Here is a 21464-nt window from a genome sequence, read left to right on the forward strand (position 1 = left end):
ATTAACGTTGACATATTGTCATTCAGTTTTCAATGTTCATTAATGTTCAATCTCTTTTATTCTACTTCATTTGTTTCTTGAAGTCAATAACTTTTTGAACGATTACTTTATTTATTCTATATTGTTTTTATAGTTATTTCAATGGTAAGTTTTACACTTTTGAAATCCTTCTTTAAAAACAACTGCGTCGTTTTTGACGACTTTATCATATTATCAACTTTGGAATTTAAAGTCAATAACTTTTTTAAAACTTTTTGTGTTCACAACCCGCTTCTTTTTCAACGCGTTTATTGCTTAACACAAGAACTTATTTTACCAGCATTCCAAAACAAATCAACATAAAAACGTACAAAATAAAAGTAATTTTGTACGTTTAGCATATATTATACCTATTTATTTGTAGCAGCTATAACTTTTTGTGCAATCGAGCTATAAATTTTACCTAGACGATCATCTGATTGATATATTGACGGTGCAAAATCTTTTGGATTCCAAGATGGTTGCTCTAAAGGTAATTCCCCAAGTAATTGAGTATTAAGTTCATCAGCTAACTTAGTACCGCCACCTTTGCCAAAGACATATTCTTTATTACCCGTCTCTTTACTTTCAAAATAACTCATGTTTTCAATTACGCCAAGAATAGAATGATCCGTATGTTTTGCCATCGCACCTGCGCGAGCTGCAACAAATGCTGCTGTAGGATGAGGTGTCGTTACAATAATTTCCTTACTTGAAGGTAACATCGTATGAACATCTAAAGCTACATCTCCTGTTCCAGGTGGAAGATCGAGTATTAAATATTCAATGTCTCCCCATTTAACTTCTGTAAAGAAATTCGTCAACATTTTACCTAACATTGGCCCTCTCCATATAACTGGCGCATTTTCTTCCACAAAAAAGGCCATTGATATAACTTTAACGCCATGACGTTCAACTGGAATTACTTCCTTCCCTTTAATTCCAGGCTTTTCATCAATACCCATCATATCTGGTACACTAAATCCATATATATCGGCATCTACTAATCCGACTTTTTTCCCTTCACGAGCTAAGGCAACGGCTAAATTTACTGCAACAGTAGATTTACCGACACCACCTTTACCGGAGGCTATTGCAATAAATTCGACTGGATTATTTTGAGATAATAGGCCTTCTATCGTTTTAGGTTTATTTTCTTCTTTTGGTTTAAATTGATTTACTTTTTCTTCCGGCAATGTTTCAAATCGTATACCGACCGTTTTCGCACCGTTTTCTTTTAATGCATTAACAACAGCCATCTGTAAATCTAATTGCGGTGCACCACCTAATTGTGCCATTGCTAATTTAACACTCACATGTTCTTTTTCTTCCTTAATAGAAACTTCAACAATACCTTCTGTTTCTTTTAAAGGCACATCTATAATAGGATCTTTAATTTCTCCTACCAATTCTTTCACTTGATCTACCGTTAACAAAGCAAATCCCCCTTAATCATTTTAAGACATCTACATCATAGCAAATAACAATTTTTGCTTAGTCTATCACTAAAAGTATAAAACTTTTTATTAAATAAAAAAAGCAGTTAGCCTATTATTTTAAATAGACCAACTACTATAATTATTTTAAAATTTCCTTCTATTACTTTCTATTTCTTTAGGTTCTCTTATAAAAAGTGCTATCACATAAGCTGCCATAACAAGCACAGCTACAAAAGCAAATGAGATATCCACCCCTATAGCAATGGATTGCTGTTTAATTTCAGTTGCAGTTAAATGCGATGGCGATGTAGATAAAAATATTTTTGCACCAAAACTCATTAATGTAACCATTAAAGCTGTGCCTAGTGAACCAGCCATTACACGACCAAAGTTCATAATAGCCGTGCCATGTGAGATTTCTTCATTTCTCAAAGAATTAATTCCTGTAGTATTTATCGGCATCATGAGTAAAGAAACTGAAAACATTCTAATTGCATATACGACTATTAAATACGTATAAGATGTGTCTGTATGCAAGAAACACAACATAATTGTAGTAATTGTTAAAATTGTAAAACCAGTATAAATCAATGGTCTAGGACCATACTTATCATAAAATTTACCTGTAAAAACTGACATAATACCATTTATTATTGCACCAGGCATGATAACAAGTCCTGATAACAAGGCAGATAAAGATAAACTGTTTTGAACATATAGCGGTATAAGCAGCGCAGGTCCAACCATTGACATCATTATAATCATTGAACTAATCGTACATAATGCAAATGTTCTATTTTTAAAAACCCTTAAATTTAAAAGTGCATTAGTAATATTAAATTGTCTACGTATAAATAAATAGATAATAACCATACTTATTATCAACGCACCTATTACTATTGGACTTGTAAATCCTAAATCTCCTGCACTACTAAATGCGTATAGCATTAACCCGAATCCAATAGTTGAATACATTACTGAGCGCTTATCTAATTTCGTATATTTCACTTCATTGTAACTTGAGATTGAAACTAAGCCGAAAACAAAGGCAACTAAAGCAATTCCTACAATTATAATAAATGGTACTCGCCAACTCGCTTGATCAATAATTAATCCTGTAACTGTAGGGCCTATTGCTGGTGCAAATTGAATTACTAAACCTGCTAGTCCCATTGCAAAACCTCGATGTTCTTTACTGAACAATGTAAATAACGTAAATTGCATTAAGGGCATAAGTACGCCTGCACCCATCGCTTGAATTACACGTGCTAACATTAAAACTCCAAAATTCGGAGCTAAGGCTGCAACAATAGAACCTAATAAAAATGTCCCCATCGCCGCTAAGTATAAAGGTCTAGTTTTAATTCTATCCATTAGATATGCCGTCAGAGGTATCATGACGCCATTAACAAGCATAAACCCAGTAACTAGCCATTGCGATGTACTTTCATTAATATTTAATTCTCTCATTATACTAGGTAACGCTGTATTTAATAATGTTTGATTTAAAATAGCTACAAACGCACTAATCAACATAACAGCAACTATGAAGTTTCGTCTCCGGGTTGTTAATTCAACTTTAGCCATCATAATTCCTCCTTTTTAAAACAGATATACACTTGTCCCTTCAATACATATAGCCATGAACATAATGGGAGTAGTACTCAAATGATAAAGTAGCACTACATATTAAATCATTATTGGTTCTTACACATTAGGCACAGCTAATGTGTACTTAAAAAACTAACAATATAACATTGTAGGGCCTAATAATTTATTTTATGTCTCAGACTCATACAATGGTTATTTAACTTATTTACCACAAATTGAGCACTAAGACTCACTATTATCGATTCTTCTATTGAACAAAAAGAAGTTGGAACACATATGTGCCCTCAACTTCAGATATCTATTTTCTATTATTTAAATTTTTACTTTCAGGGTAAAATTGAAGCTTACAAACATATAAGAACCCTATAATAACCATGATGACCCAAAAATCGATATTGATATAAACATAATTTAAATGAATGATGAAATAAAATAACGTTGTTGCAACTGTGTAAGAAATCAAATGAAAAGTCGCGCCTCTAAAATATGCATTTTCAGGCAACATTTTTCTAAAATAATCCATTAAATGCTCGACTGCAAATATGATGAAGTACCCAAAGATTATATAACTGCCATAATATAATAGGTTATCGTACATACTTCTATTATATGTAAAGTCACCTAACCTAAAATAAATAAGTATTCTACTTAATCCATATAAACCAAACCCTAGAAATGTTAAAAAAATCGCACCAGAAAGTACAAAAATAAAGAGAACAATCATTGTAGTTAACAAGTTATAAAACTTATGTTTAAGATAATTCACAATCATTGGCCTCCTTATTAATAAAATATTGAACGATTTATCTAGTATCTAGGGAATTTATTATTTCTTACTTTAATTACACTACATCAATTTTAATCATAATTCTATTCTTTTGATTGAGATGACTGTTCTTTAAAAAATACGACCCATAAAACAATAAGCCCAATGCTAATTACAGCAACAGCACTTAACACATTGTGTAAGTTTGGACCAAAGATTCCTGATTGTATCGCATAAAGATATCCCATTATTGTTGAACCTATTGATGCCCCAAGATTTTTAGTTAATCCATAAAATGACATCATTTTCTTCATTTGTAATGGGCTAGTTTCCTCTTGGACAATTACACTATCTTTCGTATAAATATATCCAAAACTTAATCCTGCCAAAATTAACACAAATGCTATAAGTACCGGCAATTTAATACCAAATGAAATGATAATACTACTTACTAGTAGCAATGTAAATGATAGTAAGTAAATAACTTTCCTTGATAGTTTTGCTTCAATTCGATGTAAATTAAAATTCAATGTAATCCAAGCTACAGATAAAGGAAAAATAACCAATCCACTTTGCAATGGAGATAATCCTAGTTGTTCTTGAAGGTAGACTGGAATATATAAATTGAATCCCATTAAACAAATAGCTGTTAGAAGGTCAGTTATAAAAACTAAAGTAATCGAACGATTAAATTCCACCACAGGTAAAAATGGTGAAGAAACATGTTTTTCTACTTTAAATAAACACATTGCCACAACGATAGCTAAGATAAAACTCAAGAAATTTAAAAGTAATAGCTGTTGGTTTAATAAAGCAAACATAATCAATCCAATAAATACATAAAATAGCGTGAGCCCTTTAGTATCAAATTTTGATTTAGCAACTGTTTCTTCCTCTGGAAAATGAAATGTCCATATAACTAATATAATGGCAATGATCGCAATCGGTATATTTATGTAGAATAACCAATGCCATGTTGCAAATTCTAATATACCACCACCTAGAAGTGGCCCAATGATACTCGAAATACCCCAAACACTGCCAACTATGCCCATAATTTTATATCGTAACGGAATTTCAAATGCTAACTTTGGAACAATTTGCGATAATGACATCAATACACCTGATCCAAAACCTTGTATCACGCGTGATATAATTAGCATAGTAAAATTAGTACTTAAACCACACATAAAACTACCTATACTAAATAAAAGTAATCCTGCAATTGCCACATAAATAATTTTAAATCTCGAAAGTAATTCGCCCACTATAGGATTGGCAATTACTAATGCGATAAAATACGCTGTGAAAATTAATGAAATTAAATTTCCTGCATTTAAATCTTGTTTAATTGTAGGTAATGCAAGCGAAATAATAGATGATTCAATCGCTGACATAAACATAATTAATATTAAAGCTATAACAGTTATGATTGACTTTAATCGCATGAAATACCTCCTTCTATATATATTTATTTATAAGATTTCATTTACAAATAATTGGTTTTCATATGTATAAACACTTTTGACTTTCAAATCTTAACGATAATTCTATTACAATACAATCCCCTATTAGAATGATTTATGTAATAAAAAAAGCGGAGTTTCCCCCAGCTTTTCTAAACGACTACATAAAATATAAGATTGCAATTAAATGCAATAGTGATGCTATTACAATAAAAATATGCCAAATCATATGAAAATATGGTCTATTCTTTTGTGCATAAAACCATGCACCAATTGTATAAGACACACCACCTAAGAAAATGAATAATATGAATATCCATGATGTGCGAATAAAAATAATTGGTAACAAGATAATACCTACCCAGCCCATCACTAAATAGACAATTAAGCTTAACTTTTGGTTAACTTTGACAGCTATGGATTTATATAAAATCCCCCAAAGTGTCGTTCCCCATAATAAAATAAATACTGTCCAACCTATCCAACCACCTACAACTGTTAACAAAATAGGCGTATATGTACCAGAAATTGCTACGTAAATCATACTGTGATCGATAATCCTTAAAATATATTTATGAGGTGTTTCATTTTGCATAGAATGATAAATAGTAGATGAAATAAACATCATAAAGATAGAAATAACATAAATAGACATACTCACAGACGCAAGCGTACCATGTGCAATATAACTGTGCACAGCCGCATAGGGTAACACTAATAATGTTAACAAAGCTGCAACACCATGAGATGCCGCATTACCAATTTCTTCTCCAAATGATAAAGGGATGATATCCTTAAATGTTTCTACGATTGTGTCATTACTTTTTTTAGTTGATTTGGACATCATAGTCACCGCCTATCATTAAATTAAACCCATTCTACGTAAATCTTCTGTTGCAGTTGCAACACTATCTTTACCTTCTTTATTTTTAAGAGGTGAAAATTCTTCTTCTCTAGGAACTTGTAACGTGACAAAACTAGTTCCATAAGTAAATATGTCAAAATAGAACAATTCGAATTTTAAAGTTGGTTGTTCAATAACACCAAAGTTCTCATCTAATTGCTTCAAATTCTTAATAGCTAAATGATAAGGTAACTCACGATTTACAGCGTTTAAAATAAAACCAAGTTTAAATGCATGAATACCGATATTAGCATTGTTAAATTGATTTGCAACTTCTGGATCTAATTCTGAATACTCCAGTACTGTATCTTTACAATCGACATTAACTAAACGTCCAACACTTTCTCCTGGTTTTGGTTGAATCGTTTTAGAAGTAATATCGTAATCATGTTCTACCGTAAATCCTGCAAATAGTGGATCCAACACTTTTACTAAAACATTGTCGATATTATTCAAGAAAATATACTTAACGCCATTATTAGACATTTCTTCTAAGTATCCTGTCTTGTCTAAAGATTTAAACACGCCACCATTACCATTCGGCGTTTCCATAATACGACCCTGTTGATTTAAAATTAACTTCCCTTCTTCACTAAGCGCCACAATATTATCTTGTTTAAAGAAATGGATTGCTTCTTGATCATATCCAAAATAACTATGTGCTTCGAAATAAGCTAAAGTTTCTTCATGATTGATATCACTTGTCATAATATACCATTGAATCGTATGTCCAGATTGATGATTCAATGTTTTTAATTGGTTAGCTTGAAGTTCAAATAAACTTACACCTTCAATTTCAAACGAACCTTTAGGGCCCTTGTAACCAAGTCTTGTTCCTTGACCACCTGCCATCAAAAGTACTGCAAATTGTCCTTCTTTAATAGCTTGAAGTCCTTGTTCCTCTAAACGCTTAATCTCATCATCACTCATTTGTGATTTAATATCATATTTCACTTCAGAAACTGCAGATACATCATCTATTGTTTTCTTATTGATGTATAAATCGTTATATAATTTGGCAATAAAATCTAAATCTAATGACGCTACCTTCTCTTCAAGTGCTTCTTTTTCATTGTTACTCATTAATTTTTCATATTCACACAAATGATCTTGTTTATATTTAGCTAATTGATTTTTATCTAGCATTTTATGCCTCCTGCTGAGTTTGTAACCTTTAATAATTTATTTTCTATAAAAACTTAGTATTCCAGTTGCTTATTATATCATTGATGAAAGGCTGAAATAAAACATAAACTGTTCCGACCATTAACGCAGTAGCTAAAGATAAGTCTACAAGTCCACCTGTTTTAAATTGGATCGGTGTCTTCACATTAAACGGTAACGGATAAAATAATTTCACGCCTTTTGGTGTTATCATATCTAGTATAACATGTGACACTAACCCAATTATAATTGCTGCCATATAATAATTAGGCGTCTGAATAATTTGCAATAAAAATGCTATGATTGCGATAAATAATATTGAATGCGTAAAGGTTCGATGTCCAAAGATCAATCTCACAAAAAAACTAATTACCTTAAACCTTCTGCCAATCTTACTTTGAGTGTGACATATATCGGGTAATAAGCTAGCTAGAGTTGCTAGAATGATAACCGTAACCGACAAAAAAATATCCGTTTGAAAATATTGTGTTGTTAGCGCTCCAACGAGCATGCCGCATGAAGCATGTGTTTTACCTGTCATATTTGTTCTCCTTTAATACTCACATTTTACCATATCCCTAACAAAAACACGAACATATTTTCGGGTTAAAATTCATTAGTATGACACAATTTAAAAAAGTATCACATAACTCTTGAAAACGATTACAAAATCGTTTATGATGTATTTACAAAATATTTAAAGGATGTGTTTGAATAATGGCAATGACAGTAAAGAAAGATAATAATGAAGTGCGTATTCAATGGAGAGTTGCTGATATCAAAATTCCTACAAGTGAAATTAAAAATATTACACAAGACCAAGATATTCATGCAGTTCCTAAATTAGACAGCAAAGATGTATCTAGAATCGGCTCAACATTTGGTAAAACGAATCGCGTTATTATCGATACTGAAGACCACGAATACATTATTTATACTCAAAATGATCAAAAAGTTTACAATGAATTAACTAAATAAATTGTATAAAAAAATCATTCATGGTAAGGGCTTCATGAATGATTTTTTTAATTGATTCAACACCCAGCATAAACAAATACAAAAGGACAACTGTTCCCATAATTTTAACAGTTGTCCTTTTTCACATATATTTATAACAAAAGATGTGCCATCAAAGAAATAATTGGTAGTGTAATGATTGTTCTAATCAAGAAAATCATAAACAATTTGCCGATGCTTACAGGAATCTTCGAACCAAGTATGACGCCACCTACTTCAGACAAGTATATTAACTGCGATATACTAAGTGCCCCAATAACAAAACGAGTTATATCATTTTGTACACCTTCAATTAAAATAGAAGGTAAAAACATATCGGCAAAACCGATAATAATCGTTTGAGAAGCCTGTGCCGCTTCAGGTATTTGCATTAACTCTAAAAATGGAACAAAAGGTTTACCCAATATGACAAAAAAGGGCGTGTAGTTCGCAATAATGGTAGCAATAGTACCAATACTCATCACTACAGGCAAAATAACAAACCACATATCAATGACTGTTTTTAATCCTGACTTAAAAAAGTCAATAACGCCCGGTGCTTTAATACCAACTTCTGTTGCAGTATCAAAGCCATGTCTCAATGCCGTCTTTCCTTCTGGCAATGCCTCAGTACGCGCACTTTCAGGTACCTCCTTAGCATACTCATCAGGAATTTTATTTAAAGGCCAAATTCTTGGCATAATGACTGCTGCAACGAGGCAGGATACTATCACTGATAAATAGAAAGCAAAAAATTGATTTTGCATGTGCACTGTTTCAGCAACTACAATTGCAAAGGTGATAGAAACTACACTAAATGTCGTTGAAATAACTGTTGCCTCACGACGAGAATAATATCCTTCACCATATTGTCTACTTGTAATTAAGACCCCAACAGTTCCGTCTCCAATAAATGATGCTAAATTATCTACCGTCGAACGTCCTGGCAATGTAAATAAAGGTCTCATAACCGGTCTAAAAATAGGACCCAACATCTCTAACAAACCGTATTCCATTAATAGCGGTAAAAATAGAGCTGCAAATAAGAATACTGCCACTAATGTTGGCAATAAACTTGAGAACAATAATCCACCTGTTTCATCTGAGTAAATGACCTTTGAACCAATTCGTAAAAATGTCATCCATGCAAAAACAACTGCTAATATTCGTAAAATTAACCAACCAATTCTAACGTTAAAAGCATTGTTCATTAGCCCGTCAGGTTTCAATTTATCTTTTAAAATAGTTGAACAAATCAGAGTTATGATACCCGATAAAGTAATTATCGTCACAATTAAAAATGGCATTACGCCACCTAATACATCTTTAAGCACGCCTGCTAAAAATGCCACGGGCAACGTTGTTTGCTTCTGTCCATCTTGTTCGACTGGAATTGGTACTAGAAATAATAAGATACCAATTAAAGACATCGTAATAAACTTAAGTCTCCCAATGACTATCTCTTTCCTTGAAAAGCTATCCATAAAATCAATCCATTTCTCTATGTATTCGTTTTAAGTATATACAGAATTCTATTCAGTTAACAAACATATTCCTTATCATTATATCTTTCAAAATGTTTATGTATGCAAAATAATGAATAATTACAGTTATTAAATATACGCTATTTCTTGTAATTTTTCAAGATGAATTCAAAAAAGGTTAAGTACAATTACTGATTTCGTACTTAACCTTTTTTAACTCTAATCATATGTTAGTTATTTCATTCTTCGTAATAATATTAAGAAGTATGGTGCACCGATAATTGCAATGATAACCCCTACAGGAATATCCAGTGGCGGATGAATGCCACGGGCTAAACCATCTCCAAATGTTAACAATATAGCACCAATTAACCCCGACATGATAATAACGTGTAATGTTTTATTTCCTATTAATTGTCTCGCAATATGAGGTGCAATTAATCCTAAAAAGCTAATACCACCGACAACTGAAATTGCGGATCCTGCTAATATTACTGCTAAAATTAGCAATAGCATTTTAATAGTTTTAACTTTTAAACCGAGTGCGGTTGCAACAGCATCACCTAGATTCAATACATCTAATTGATAACTCAATAAAATGATGATTGGTATCGTTATTAAAAACCAAGGTAATATAGTATAAATATTCGACATATCATGACCATATAGACTACCTGTCAACCAAACAAGCGCTTTGTTTGCTTCCAGTGGATTTCTGATTAATAAGAACTGCACAATCGCCGTACATATTGCGCCTATTGCTAAACCAATTAAGGCAAGCTTTGAACCTTTAACATCATATTTTGAAATTAAAAATGATAAAAATAAACTTACTGCAAAGGCACCTAAGAATGAACCTATAGGTAATACAAACAATGGTGCTGTTGGAAAAATCATAATAATAATCACAGCAGCTAAACTGGCACCTTTAGAAATACCTATAACATCAGGTGAGGCTAACGGGTTTCTTATTACAGCTTGTATAATTGCACCTGAAATAGCCAAGCTACTACCGATAATAATACCAAGTAATGTTCTAGGTATACGATACTCATTTAAAATAAAATCATCTTGTGCAAAGATTCCCTTAATAGCATCAATCGGATAAATCATGACAGACCCTACACATAAGCTTATGAATATACTCACAATTAAAAGGATTGTGATTAAACTATAACGACGTATAATTTTCGTTGTCATCATATTCTTTTCACCCCTTTAATCGTTATAAATAAGAAGTAAAGTGCACCTACGAATGATGTCACAATCCCTACTGGTGATTCATAAGGATATGTAATTAAACGACTTAATACATCTGATAGTAGTAACAAATCTGCACCTATAATAAATGTTAATGGAATCATGACAGACCCTACACATAAACTTATGAATATACTCACAATTAAAAGGATTGTGATTAAACTATAACGACGTATAATTTTCGTTGTCATCATATTCTTTTCACCCCTTTAATCGTTATAAATAAGAAGTAAAGTGCACCTACGAATGATGTCACAATCCCTACTGGTGATTCATAAGGATATGTAATTAAACGACTTAATACATCTGATAGTAGTAACAAATCTGCACCTATAATAAATGTTAATGGAATCATGACTAAATAATTCTTACTCACATAGCGTTTGACTATATGCGGTACGATTAAGCCGACAAATCCAATTGGTCCTGCCACTGACACCGACATACCTGTAAGAATAATGACTAATAGTCCAATGATAATTCTAACTTTATTTATATTTTGACCCAATCCCTTAGCAATGTCATCGCCTAGTTCCATTATCGTTAGTTGACGTCCAATAAAAATCGTTGCAATTAAAGCACCAATAAGCCATGGTAGAATGGTTAAAATCTCATCCCACTTCATACTGGATAATGAACCGACAAGCCAAAACATCACTTGTTCGTTTGAATTCTCATTCAAAATAATAATACCTTCGGTCATACTACTAAAAAACAAATGGATGGCCATACCAGCCAATGCTAATTTAATGGGTGTCATACCTTTCGTAGCACCTGAAAGCGTATAAACAGTTAAACCACCTATAAATGCACCTATCACACCTAAATATAATGCATAATATTCTAATGATGGAATGATAATCGTCACAAATACAATGAAAAACGATGCACCAGAACTGACACCAAAAATTTTAGGTGATGCTAGCGGATTGCGTGTCATTGCTTGCATTAACAAACCAGATACCGCTAATGCACCGCCAATAAATAACCCTGCAATCATCCTTGGCATACGTACATTATGCAATAAAAACGTTGCTTTCGTATCTGTATGACCAGTAACATAGTGAACGATATCGCTAAAATTAATTTTCGAAGAACCAATCGCCATATTTAAATATATACAAATAAAAAGAAAGCACAAACTCACTATATACGTGAGTGTTGTGCGTCTTTTTCTTTTATGATTTATGGCAGATTGGCTACTTATTTCTTTTATAGCCATTTACTTCCACCTTACTTTTGTTCTTTTTTTGATAATTCAACAAGTTCTTTAGCCATTTCTTCAGAAGAAATTAAGCCACGAGATCTTGCCCAAACGTCACGGTCAACAATATCCACGCGATTATTTTTAACTGCATTCAACTTTTTCCATGTTGCATCTTCTTGTAACTTCTTGAATTCAGCAGAATCTTTTTTAGCATGATCTGTCATAATGATCATACGCTCTGGATTTAAATCAGCTAAATGTTCAGTGTCTAATTGTAAGTAAGGTCCTTTCAAATATTTACTTAAACCTTTTGTTACATCGTCACTTAATGCATTTTTAAATCCTAGTTCGTTTAAAAATTGTCCAACATATGAATAGTTTGGATGTGCTAATAAACCAGCTTTAGCAACTACTGCTGGAAGCACTTTTTGATTTCTATCAAATTTAATTTCATCTTTATACTTATTGATTAATTTATCATGCTCAGCAAGACGTTTTTCGCCTTCTTTTTCTTTATTTAAAGCTTTAGCAATTGTTTTGAACGAATTAATATTTTGTTTGTAGTCTCCATCAAAACTCTTTAATGATAATGTTGGTGCAATTTTGTTTAATTCTTTATTAATACCTTTATGTCTACTGCTATCAGCGATAATTAAATCCGGTTTTAATTTACTAATTTCCTCTAAGTTTGGCTGTTTACGTGTACCTACAGAAGTATAATCCCCAATTTTTTCTCTAACTGGTTTAATGATACGTTTTTTCTTACCATCATCAGCAATACCAACTGGATTAACGTCTAATGCTGCTAATGCATCTGCAAATGAGTACTCTAATACAACGATACGTTTTGCATCTTTAGGTACTTTTACTGTACCATTTTCATCTTTTACCGAAATAGTATCTTTAGTTGATGATTCTTTTTTACTTGAATTATCCGTATTACCACAAGCTGCAACTAAAAGTAAGGCAACTATTAATCCCAATATACTAAAAGTTTTTAGACCTCTCATCGTTCCACTCCTTAATATGTATAACTTCATTTATTATTTTATTGATAACAATTATCATTGTCAAGTAGCGTTCAATCTTTTTTATATTACTAAAATGTATGACTATATATTTCCTCTAGTAATTATGACTACAATTAGCACATTTCCTTAGAAAAAATATTGATAATGTATCATTGCTATATCATCTTTGCATTAATACAATTGACACCATTTAGTATGACCGTTATCCCTGTAATTCAGCTGATATTATCTGTTGCAATTTTATGTGACGAACTGTTGCACTTAATTTGATAAATCAACAAATACAAAAAATCTAAGTTGAACAATTATGATACAACCGTGCAAACGATATGTAGTATAACTTGTCAACTTAGACTTATTGATAAATATATTAATATTGGTTTACCATAGCAGGAGATTTCACATCAAAATTTTGAAGTAGCGTATCAATCTTTGAATCATCAATATATACCTTATGTAAATTTTTCATATACATCGAATGAGAAAGTGCTTCATAATTTAATGAAAAAGATATATGATCTCCAACTTGATAGTGTCCTTGACCATTTAAATCAAGCATTAAATGATCACTCGAAGCGCCTAAAATATTGATATGCTGATCCATAGGTGAAATATTATCGACTTTTGTATCTAAATAACCAATATCTACAATAGCTTGTAAGAATGATTCATGCGTTTGTGTATTAACTCGAGGTTTAATTTCTAAAATCTCAGCCTCCAATGTAATCGCATCTTGATATAACATAGCTATCGCTTGATTTGTCGTTGTATCAACACCTCTAAACAACGTTTCACCTATTCGCAATTCATTTATTTTACCCAAATCATTATATAAAAGTTGTGGTAACATGCTCGAATTACCACCTGAAATAATTTTCAATCGATATCCTATTTCTCTTTCAACAGCTGAGACGAATCGATTAATCATAAAGATATCATCATCACTTGGTGCATCAGATTTAAAACACATAAAATTGAATGCTAAACCTACAAAATGGATATTTTTCAAGTGAATAATCTCTTTAATATAATCTAAAACATCATAAGTCAGAACACCTTCACGGCCATCTTTCCAATCTACCATTAATAAAATCTTATGTTTTTTTCCTAAAACTTCTGCTACTTCATTTATTTGATGTATGGTAGATAATTCTGTTTGGATACTCATATCAACTTTTTCTATCATATCTGAAATCTCTTTTTTGGCAGGCGTACGCAATAACGTATATGTTAAATCCTGATCTGCAATACTAATTATGTTATCCAATCTGGATTCTGCAACATGATTGATACCTAACGCTTTTAAGCTTTCTACAATTGTACGGTCACCAGCTATGCACTTAATTACTGGTGTGAATTGCATATTTTTACTTTGAAAAACTGTTTGAAGTACTTTGGCGTTATATTTAATCTTCGATATATTTATGTTAACGTGTGCCATGTAGTACTACACCTCTTTTTTTATCGGATTATCTAACTCAATATTTAAATATTGCTTTACTTTATTTTCCATTCTCATATTTAACAACGCTTTGACAGTAATTGTTGGTCCAAACAAAATATCTTTTAACTCATTTGCATGTGGTAGTGTTGGGTTAATGGCATGCGCTACTACTTGCTGTACTATGTTAAATAATTCGGCTTCTTCAACACAATCATACTGATTAAAATGATGGATTAATTCTGCCATTTGATTTTGAATAACAGCATGTTGGAATTTTGCAATCACTGCATCTATAGAATCAGCTATTAAACTATCATTTGTAATTTTAATATCTGATACACGATGTTGTAATGTTTCTAAATCAATTCTAGAACCACCTAAATCTCTCACTAAAAATTGAATGTCAAAATGTGGCCCCAAGTTCACTACTGTATTTTGCATGTGTGCTTCTAATGCAATTCCATAATTTTGAATAAAAGCAATTAAAGGCGGGATTAATGCTTGAGAGTATCGTTCAATAAATGTCGTAATACTTTCTTTAGTAATTCCTTGATTTAACCACTCTAAGTAACTATCCACGATAACTTTTTGATCTATTGGATTTTTATTAACTAGACTTGCACTAACTACTGTTGCACCTTTTCCATCAATTTCAGGCTTTTGTCTTATGATACAAGCAAGCTGACGTGCCCTATCTTTATCAACATTTGCATATTCACCGAACGGTTCCATAGCAACTTTAAATCCTGGATATTGATTCAACATGTTTTGTAAAGCATAACTTAACTTTGGTCCATCTACAGTAGTCACAGTTGAGACTGTTCTAACGGCACTTGTTGCTTGTGCATCGACGGGCAACTTAACATGATATGGTTTATCAATTAAAGACATCGTCCTGAATGATAAAGTTGCTTTTGAAAGTATTGTAAACGGCGTTGGAATTAATATTTTTTTAGCAATCCATGCTTCAAAATATTTCCCTATCGTATGATCATATTGCCAAGGATGTACTAAAATCGCTCTATAGTCTTCACTTTTCAAACCTAAACTCTTCAAAAACACACGAATCTGATTGTAGTATTCAGGAATTATTTCATCAATAATAAATTGATCATTACCATCCATAGCTGTGCACACAACATGGTCTTTTTCAATCATCATAATTTGCAAAGGGATTTCTTTTTCAAACTCAGGTGCATATGCTCGTACTTCTTCCATAGTTAAGGGCAATTTCGTTTTGGTTAAAGGGTGTGTTGGATGCCCCTCTGGTACCAAACTCTCAGAATAAGTTAAATCATCTGTCTTATCACTATCTTTTACATGTTGTAACCATGAAAAAAAGTTAATATCTTGTGGTAATCTTGAAAATTTAAAACTTTGACTTATTAACGTTTGTCTGTGAGACATTTGCTTATATGTTTCAACTAAACTATCTCGACTGTGTATTAACTCTTCGCGTAGTCGCTCTGAAATAGGGATATCAAAGTCATGATTCAACACATCTAATAAACCTTCTAAAGTTATAATTAATGACGTTTCACCTTTATTTAAATAAGTAATATCACCTGTAAACTCGTAGCGTTCTAATGCACTTTTTCTAACAATTTCAATAGTCAACACATGCATATGATACTGAATTTCAATTAAAGATCCTTTTTGCGAAATAAATGTTTGCTCGGGGTAAATACGTTCTTTAATAATGGCGTTAATTACACGATATTGAATATTTCTATCTGCCTTTGCCCATTCAAGATATACCATGATTACTTTCCTCCAACTTTAACTTCAACTTTCTATTTATAAAATAGAATACCATTGTAATGCATATAGTACTTATTCCCATTATTGAAAAAGTTCTAACAATGCCAAACACATCTGCACATATACTCATTAACAGACTTCCCAATGGAATCATACCTCTATCCATCATAATAATACTCAGTACTTTACCACGTTCATAATCTTTAACATTATTTTGAAAATAAACGCGATTTGTCGTACGTGCCCATTGACTAAATAACCCAATCAATGTAATACAAATGAACATGATGACAATATTGTGAAATACCACACCTAACAAAGCAATGCCAAATAAAAGTGAACTTAAATAATACATATTTACCATACCAATATATTTAAGTACTCTAGGTAAAACTAGCGTTGCAATAATACCACCAATGGCACACATCGTCATAGCGATACCAAATATTTCAGATTTCCCCGGAAATACTTTGTTTGTCAAAACTGGTAAAAGTGTCGTATATGAAAAACCTGTCGCCATAATCAATAATGATGTTATAAATATTTGTCGACCTTCCATATGTAATTTGAAGTAATCTATAATAACTTTTAACGGCATGTATCTTGTTGCATCTTCAGGTATTTTAGTTACTTTAAAATGTAATGGTAAACATAATAAAACTGCGATAAAATAACAAATTGCCTGTGCAAGAAATGTTGTTGGCGCATGATAGACTGCTAATATGACACCAGCAATGGCAGGCCCTATTGAACGACAAATATTAATGATGAATGAATGAAATGATACAGCTTGTGTAGTAGATATTTTATCTGATAAATCTGGTAAGATTGCTTGTCTTAAAGGTGTTTCAACAGCACTTAAAATTCCTCTTAATGTCGCATATATAATAATGACGCTAATTGGAATTGCAGTGAAACTATACGTGAGCACACATAAAATTGCAGTTACTAAAAATGATGATGAAATTGTAATTCTCAGCAATCGCCCTTTATCATATTTATCGGCAATTGCCCCTGCCCACACACTTAGTAATAATATTGGTACAAGTCTGCAAAAATTGACAATCCCCAGATAAACTGCGTTATGATAAGTGGTAAGTACAAACCAATTTAGCCCTATTTGTCCAATCCAATTACCTAGAAATAGTAGAAAAGAACTGCTAAAAAAATATTTTGTCATAAAACTTACACCCGCATTCTGTTGATAATAAGAATCATTATCATTAATATGGATTATACAAATCTATCTTGCTTTTGTAAAATATTTCATAGAGGTGAATTATGAACTTGAACTTAATTTTTAAAGAACAGACATTAAAATTTAACAAAGAAGAACAAGAAACATATTTATTTTTACAACAACATAATAGCGATTGGGCTAATATTTTTAAAGAGATGATTTTACAAGGAAGAGATAAAGTCACTCAGAGATTAGTCACATCAATGCATCGCGAAAACTTAGTTAAAGCGCGCACTCAAAGTAAGAAAATATTGAGTCGTGATTTGATTATGTTAGATATCTCAACGACTCATATACTAGAAATCCAGTTCCCACAAGCTAAGCAAACATTATATGCTCCTATCACTGGAGAACACGCCTTTGATCGAATTGATGTTGAAGGCCCTTTCTACATTAAAGATGACATTACAAATACGATTACACGAGTACACCATCCAAATGAAATTCTTGAGTGTATTTTAATTGAAGCACCAGATTTAAAAAATGCTGCTAGTGATCAATTTCAGCAAGATTTAATAAACAGTGCAACTAATATGACATTTGCAATTAGCTATCAAGCACTGTCAATGCAACATGATTCTGCACCTTTATTTAATATTATCGAAAATAGCGAAGATAGTTACTTGCGTTCAGAGCAAGCCGTTATTGAAGGTCATCCGCTACATCCTGGGGCTAAATTACGTAAAGGTTTAAATGCATTACAAACATTCCTATATTCTTCAGAATTCAATCAACCTATTAAGTTGAAAATAGTACTGATTCACAGTAAATTAGGCCGGACTATGTCACTGTCTAAAGATTATGATACAACTGTTCATCAACTATTTCCGGAATTAATTAAACAATTAGAAAATGAATTTACGCCAAAGTTTAACTTTAATGATTATCACATTATGATTGTTCATCCATGGCAATTAGATGACGTATTACATTCTGATTATCAAGCAGAAGTAGATAAAGAATTAATCATTGAAGCAAAACATACGTTGGATTATTATGCCGGTTTATCTTTCAGAACATTAGTTCCTAAATACCCAGCTATGTCGCCACACATCAAATTGTCGACAAACGTTCATATTACAGGTGAAATTCGTACATTATCAGAACAAACGACGCACAATGGTCCACTAATGACACGTATTTTAAATGATATTTTGGAGAAAGATGTCATATTTAAGTCCTATGCATCAACAATTATTGATGAAGTTACTGGTATTCATTTTTATAATGAGCAAGACGAAGTAGACTATCAAACTGAACGAAGTGAACAATTAGGTACATTATTTAGAAAAAACATATACCAAATGATTCCACAAGAAGTCACACCAATGATTCCTTCAAGCTTAGTTGCAACCTACCCATTTAACAATGAATCACCTATCGTGACATTGATTAAACGTTATCAATCAGCTGCATCATTGTCTGATTTTGAATCATCGGCGAAATCGTGGATTGAAACTTATAGTAAAGCATTGCTTGGTCTCGTAATCCCACTAGTTACTAAATATGGCATTGCATTAGAGGCTCACTTGCAAAATGCTATTGCAACATTTCGGAAAGATGGTCTATTGGACACGATGTATATTAGAGACTTTGAAGGTTTAAGAATTGATAAAGTACAACTAAATGAAATGGGATACAGTACATCTCATTTCCATGAAAAATCAAGAATTCTTACTGATTCAAAAACGTCTGTGTTTAACAAAGCCTTTTATTCTACCGTTCAAAACCATTTAGGCGAATTAATTCTTACAATCTCTAAAGCATCAAATGATTCAAACTTAGAAACACATATGTGGTATATCGTTCGTGATGTACTAGATAACATTTTTGATCAACTTGTACTTTCGACACACAAATCTAATCAAGTAAATGAGAATCGCATAAATGAAATTAAAGATACCATGTTCGCGCCATTTATAGATTATAAGTGTGTTACAACAATGCGTCTTGAAGATGAGGCACATCATTATACTTATATTAAAGTTAATAACCCTTTGTATCGAGAAAATAATTAAGGTTATAGAATTTTATTAATCGTGAGCTCAAGGATTACATTAACTTATTAAATACAATCTATACAAATGAGAGAATAATACATTTTCCATATTCAAATTATTAAAAATCACAAAAAAGCTCGGCACTTAAATTGAGTGCCGAGCTTTTTATCGAATAACTTATTGTAAACCTTGTCTTTCTTGGTTATTGTTTTCATTATTTTTTTCGTGTTTTTGTTTCCATTCTTTTTGAGTCATTACATCGTCAACTTGCATGTTAACTTCAACAACATCTAAACCAGTAATATATTTAACTTGTTCTTTTACTAATTCAGTTACTTTACGGAAGATTTTAGGTGCTGATTCACCATATTCTAAAATTACTTTTAAGTCTACAGCAGCTTGTTTTTCACCAACTTCAACAGATACACCTTGAGTAACGTTATTTCCACTTGAGAATGCATTAGTGAATGTATCAGTTAAGCCACCTTTCATGTCTAAGATACCTTTAACTTCACGTGCAGCGATACCAGCAATTTTTTCAACAACTTCATCAGAGAATGTTAATTTATTTTTGAATTGAGGCTCTTGATTTTGTTCTTGTTGTTTTTGACGCTCTTCTCTTTCTTTTTCGTTAACACCAGTTTGATTGTCGTATGCTTGTTTTGCTTTATTGTTATCTACAGTCATAATAGATTCTCCTTTTACTTGTTAATTTTTATATTTTTTTAATTAAATTCTAAATTGATGAATTAACTCCATCGATTTAAAAAATTCATAAAATCTTGCTTACGGTCTTTCATATACCCAATACCTACACCAATTAAACATAAAACGATGATAAGTACTGTTTTCCAAAAACCTAACGTTAAGAATAATATCGCGATTAATAGAAACGCTAGGAAACCAACGATTCTCCATTTAAATACTTTTAAAAAATTAATCACTTGTTGTGTAGAGTCTTGTCCGTTTTGGTTATGATTGTTAGCCATGATATACCTCCCTTACAACACTCGTGGACCAGAAGTTTTCTGATCTCTCACATTAACTTCTAACTTACGTACTGGCATTTCTGTGAAATATTCTACATTCTTTTTAATATCAGAACGAATTGCTTCAGTTAAAGATTGAACTTGAACATTATTTGGTACGAAAAAGTCAGTTTTAATGTCGATATAAGATTTATTTTTTTTGTTATATAGTTTCGCAACTACATTTGGTTGTCTTACTTGATCATATTTTGCAACCGTATCGAATGCCGTCTTTTCAACAGCTTTACGAGATACGTAAACATGACCATCATCGAAGTCTTTGTATAATCCAGGTTTTCGATGCGTAGGTTTGAAGATACTAAATACTAATATAAGACCTATTAATATCAATAGTGCAGCAAGTGAAATAAGTAATGGTTGGAACCATTCAAATTGAAGGAAGTAGTCTTGATATTCAGTTATACGTCCATCTTGGATATACATGAATAACAGGAACCCCACGATTACTACTATTAATAAGCCAAGGATAAAGTTTTTAAGTCGTTTCACCCCTAACGACACCTCCTTAGTTAAAGTTAATTTAAAAACATATTAAATATGTACCCATCAGTTTTTTTCTTAAACATAATAAATTAATAACTTTAAATTTATTTTTAATATATAAGATGAAGTACCATTTAGTGA

At 31.8% G+C, this 21464-nt stretch carries 21 protein-coding genes and 1 pseudogene; 3 read left to right on the forward strand and 19 right to left on the reverse strand.

Annotated features, from left to right (window positions below; translation table 11 throughout):
• Positions 1 to 116 precede the first annotated feature (116 nt).
• The 8 genes and pseudogenes from KI230_RS10890 to KI230_RS10925 form a co-directional block, all read right to left on the reverse strand.
• Positions 117 to 301: pseudogene (locus KI230_RS10890) on the reverse strand (hypothetical protein).
• Positions 302 to 389: 88 nt separating this feature from the next.
• A complete protein-coding gene (gene salA, locus KI230_RS10895) occupies positions 390 to 1454 on the reverse strand; it encodes an iron-sulfur carrier protein/transcriptional regulator SalA (protein ID WP_000958531.1) in 1065 nt (354 codons plus the stop codon).
• 147 nt (positions 1455 to 1601) lie between these two features.
• Positions 1602 to 3044: a multidrug efflux MFS transporter LmrS gene (gene lmrS / locus KI230_RS10900; protein WP_001141006.1), complete on the reverse strand. Its 1443-nt coding sequence runs from the start codon at positions 3042 to 3044 to the stop codon at positions 1602 to 1604.
• 322 nt (positions 3045 to 3366) lie between these two features.
• Positions 3367 to 3840 carry a multidrug efflux transporter SepA gene (gene sepA / locus KI230_RS10905; protein ID WP_000636857.1) on the reverse strand — a complete coding sequence of 158 codons (474 nt, stop codon included), beginning with the start codon at positions 3838 to 3840 and terminating at the stop codon, positions 3367 to 3369.
• 98 nt (positions 3841 to 3938) lie between these two features.
• Positions 3939 to 5282: a multidrug efflux MFS transporter SdrM gene (sdrM, locus tag KI230_RS10910; protein ID WP_001237506.1), complete on the reverse strand. Its 1344-nt coding sequence runs from the start codon at positions 5280 to 5282 to the stop codon at positions 3939 to 3941.
• Positions 5283 to 5460: 178 nt separating this feature from the next.
• The gene (gene trhA / locus KI230_RS10915) at positions 5461 to 6144 is read right to left on the reverse strand and encodes a PAQR family membrane homeostasis protein TrhA (RefSeq protein WP_000047255.1); all 684 of its coding nucleotides are present in this window, start codon (positions 6142 to 6144) and stop codon (positions 5461 to 5463) included.
• Between the two features lie 18 nt (positions 6145 to 6162).
• Entirely contained in the window at positions 6163 to 7350 is a 1188-nt protein-coding gene (locus tag KI230_RS10920) for a UTP--glucose-1-phosphate uridylyltransferase (protein ID WP_000884746.1), read from the reverse strand.
• A 43-nt stretch (positions 7351 to 7393) separates the two neighbouring features.
• Positions 7394 to 7909, reverse strand: coding sequence for a metal-dependent hydrolase (locus tag KI230_RS10925; RefSeq protein WP_000147089.1), 516 nt, complete (start codon positions 7907 to 7909; stop codon positions 7394 to 7396).
• Between the two features lie 176 nt (positions 7910 to 8085).
• Between KI230_RS10925 and KI230_RS10930 the strand changes: the two genes are divergently transcribed.
• A complete protein-coding gene (locus tag KI230_RS10930; RefSeq protein ID WP_001251935.1) occupies positions 8086 to 8346 on the forward strand; it encodes a SunI/YnzG family protein in 261 nt (86 codons plus the stop codon).
• Between the two features lie 131 nt (positions 8347 to 8477).
• Here the strand turns inward: KI230_RS10930 and KI230_RS10935 are convergent, their stop codons facing one another.
• The 5 genes from KI230_RS10935 to KI230_RS10955 all read right to left on the reverse strand — a co-directional run bounded on the left by KI230_RS10935 (position 8478) and on the right by KI230_RS10955 (position 13325).
• Complete coding sequence (locus tag KI230_RS10935; protein ID WP_001549577.1) at positions 8478 to 9848, reverse strand: YjiH family protein; 1371 nt, start codon at positions 9846 to 9848, stop codon at positions 8478 to 8480.
• Positions 9849 to 10082: 234 nt separating this feature from the next.
• Complete coding sequence (locus tag KI230_RS10940; RefSeq protein ID WP_214958264.1) at positions 10083 to 11051, reverse strand: FecCD family ABC transporter permease; 969 nt, start codon at positions 11049 to 11051, stop codon at positions 10083 to 10085.
• Positions 11048 to 11302, reverse strand: coding sequence for an iron chelate uptake ABC transporter family permease subunit (locus KI230_RS10945; protein WP_000989096.1), 255 nt, complete (start codon positions 11300 to 11302; stop codon positions 11048 to 11050). The genes KI230_RS10940 and KI230_RS10945 overlap by 4 nt, the downstream gene beginning before the upstream one ends.
• Entirely contained in the window at positions 11299 to 12330 is a 1032-nt protein-coding gene (locus tag KI230_RS10950; RefSeq protein ID WP_000974922.1) for a FecCD family ABC transporter permease, read from the reverse strand. Before KI230_RS10950 ends, KI230_RS10945 begins: the two co-directional genes overlap by 4 nt.
• An 11-nt stretch (positions 12331 to 12341) precedes the next feature.
• Entirely contained in the window at positions 12342 to 13325 is a 984-nt protein-coding gene (locus KI230_RS10955; protein WP_001214662.1) for an ABC transporter substrate-binding protein, read from the reverse strand.
• Positions 13326 to 13490: 165 nt separating this feature from the next.
• Here KI230_RS10955 and KI230_RS10960 point away from each other — a divergent pair, with 165 nt between their 5' ends.
• Positions 13491 to 13616 carry a hypothetical protein gene (locus KI230_RS10960; RefSeq protein WP_001789076.1) on the forward strand — a complete coding sequence of 42 codons (126 nt, stop codon included), beginning with the start codon at positions 13491 to 13493 and terminating at the stop codon, positions 13614 to 13616.
• 100 nt (positions 13617 to 13716) lie between these two features.
• Here the strand turns inward: KI230_RS10960 and sfaC are convergent, their stop codons facing one another.
• The 3 genes from sfaC to sfaA are packed head-to-tail and all read right to left on the reverse strand — an operon-like array spanning position 13717 to position 17731.
• The gene (gene sfaC / locus KI230_RS10965; RefSeq protein WP_000951637.1) at positions 13717 to 14787 is read right to left on the reverse strand and encodes a staphyloferrin A biosynthesis protein SfaC; all 1071 of its coding nucleotides are present in this window, start codon (positions 14785 to 14787) and stop codon (positions 13717 to 13719) included.
• 6 nt (positions 14788 to 14793) lie between these two features.
• Positions 14794 to 16551 carry a staphyloferrin A synthetase SfaB gene (sfaB, locus tag KI230_RS10970; RefSeq protein WP_000262633.1) on the reverse strand — a complete coding sequence of 586 codons (1758 nt, stop codon included), beginning with the start codon at positions 16549 to 16551 and terminating at the stop codon, positions 14794 to 14796.
• Positions 16538 to 17731, reverse strand: coding sequence for a staphyloferrin A export MFS transporter (sfaA, locus tag KI230_RS10975; protein ID WP_000170408.1), 1194 nt, complete (start codon positions 17729 to 17731; stop codon positions 16538 to 16540). Before sfaA ends, sfaB begins: the two co-directional genes overlap by 14 nt.
• A gap of 101 nt (positions 17732 to 17832) precedes the next feature.
• Between sfaA and sfaD the strand changes: the two genes are divergently transcribed.
• A complete protein-coding gene (gene sfaD / locus KI230_RS10980; RefSeq protein WP_214958265.1) occupies positions 17833 to 19809 on the forward strand; it encodes an IucA/IucC family protein in 1977 nt (658 codons plus the stop codon).
• A 159-nt stretch (positions 19810 to 19968) separates the two neighbouring features.
• Here the strand turns inward: sfaD and KI230_RS10985 are convergent, their stop codons facing one another.
• The 3 genes from KI230_RS10985 to amaP form a co-directional block, all read right to left on the reverse strand.
• Positions 19969 to 20478, reverse strand: coding sequence for an Asp23/Gls24 family envelope stress response protein (locus KI230_RS10985; RefSeq protein ID WP_000215236.1), 510 nt, complete (start codon positions 20476 to 20478; stop codon positions 19969 to 19971).
• A 62-nt stretch (positions 20479 to 20540) separates the two neighbouring features.
• Entirely contained in the window at positions 20541 to 20780 is a 240-nt protein-coding gene (locus KI230_RS10990; RefSeq protein WP_000002683.1) for a DUF2273 domain-containing protein, read from the reverse strand.
• Between the two features lie 12 nt (positions 20781 to 20792).
• Positions 20793 to 21329 (reverse strand): alkaline shock response membrane anchor protein AmaP, encoded by a 537-nt coding sequence (gene amaP, locus KI230_RS10995; protein ID WP_000825819.1) that lies wholly within the window; start codon positions 21327 to 21329, stop codon positions 20793 to 20795.
• Positions 21330 to 21464: the final 135 nt, after the last annotated feature.

The sequence above is a fragment of the Staphylococcus sp. MZ3 genome (assembly GCF_018622755.1).
Taxonomy (GTDB): Bacteria; Bacillota; Bacilli; order Staphylococcales; family Staphylococcaceae; genus Staphylococcus; species Staphylococcus aureus.

Coding starts and splice junctions, on each gene's coding strand:
- KI230_RS10960 (WP_001789076.1), top strand. CDS start 13,491: ATGTATCATTGCTATATCATCTTTGCATTAATACAATTGACACCATTT.
- KI230_RS10985 (WP_000215236.1), bottom strand. CDS start 20,478: ATGACTGTAGATAACAATAAAGCAAAACAAGCATACGACAATCAAACT.
- KI230_RS10945 (WP_000989096.1), bottom strand. CDS start 11,302: ATGATGACAACGAAAATTATACGTCGTTATAGTTTAATCACAATCCTT.
- sfaC (WP_000951637.1), bottom strand. CDS start 14,787: ATGGCACACGTTAACATAAATATATCGAAGATTAAATATAACGCCAAA.
- sfaB (WP_000262633.1), bottom strand. CDS start 16,551: ATGGTATATCTTGAATGGGCAAAGGCAGATAGAAATATTCAATATCGT.
- sdrM (WP_001237506.1), bottom strand. CDS start 5,282: ATGCGATTAAAGTCAATCATAACTGTTATAGCTTTAATATTAATTATG.
- sfaD (WP_214958265.1), top strand. CDS start 17,833: ATGAACTTGAACTTAATTTTTAAAGAACAGACATTAAAATTTAACAAA.
- KI230_RS10990 (WP_000002683.1), bottom strand. CDS start 20,780: ATGGCTAACAATCATAACCAAAACGGACAAGACTCTACACAACAAGTG.
- KI230_RS10935 (WP_001549577.1), bottom strand. CDS start 9,848: ATGGATAGCTTTTCAAGGAAAGAGATAGTCATTGGGAGACTTAAGTTT.
- KI230_RS10940 (WP_214958264.1), bottom strand. CDS start 11,051: ATGATGACAACGAAAATTATACGTCGTTATAGTTTAATCACAATCCTT.
- KI230_RS10955 (WP_001214662.1), bottom strand. CDS start 13,325: ATGAGAGGTCTAAAAACTTTTAGTATATTGGGATTAATAGTTGCCTTA.
- sepA (WP_000636857.1), bottom strand. CDS start 3,840: ATGATTGTGAATTATCTTAAACATAAGTTTTATAACTTGTTAACTACA.
- sfaA (WP_000170408.1), bottom strand. CDS start 17,731: ATGACAAAATATTTTTTTAGCAGTTCTTTTCTACTATTTCTAGGTAAT.
- KI230_RS10930 (WP_001251935.1), top strand. CDS start 8,086: ATGGCAATGACAGTAAAGAAAGATAATAATGAAGTGCGTATTCAATGG.
- KI230_RS10920 (WP_000884746.1), bottom strand. CDS start 7,350: ATGCTAGATAAAAATCAATTAGCTAAATATAAACAAGATCATTTGTGT.
- trhA (WP_000047255.1), bottom strand. CDS start 6,144: ATGTCCAAATCAACTAAAAAAAGTAATGACACAATCGTAGAAACATTT.
- KI230_RS10925 (WP_000147089.1), bottom strand. CDS start 7,909: ATGACAGGTAAAACACATGCTTCATGCGGCATGCTCGTTGGAGCGCTA.
- lmrS (WP_001141006.1), bottom strand. CDS start 3,044: ATGGCTAAAGTTGAATTAACAACCCGGAGACGAAACTTCATAGTTGCT.
- KI230_RS10950 (WP_000974922.1), bottom strand. CDS start 12,330: ATGGCTATAAAAGAAATAAGTAGCCAATCTGCCATAAATCATAAAAGA.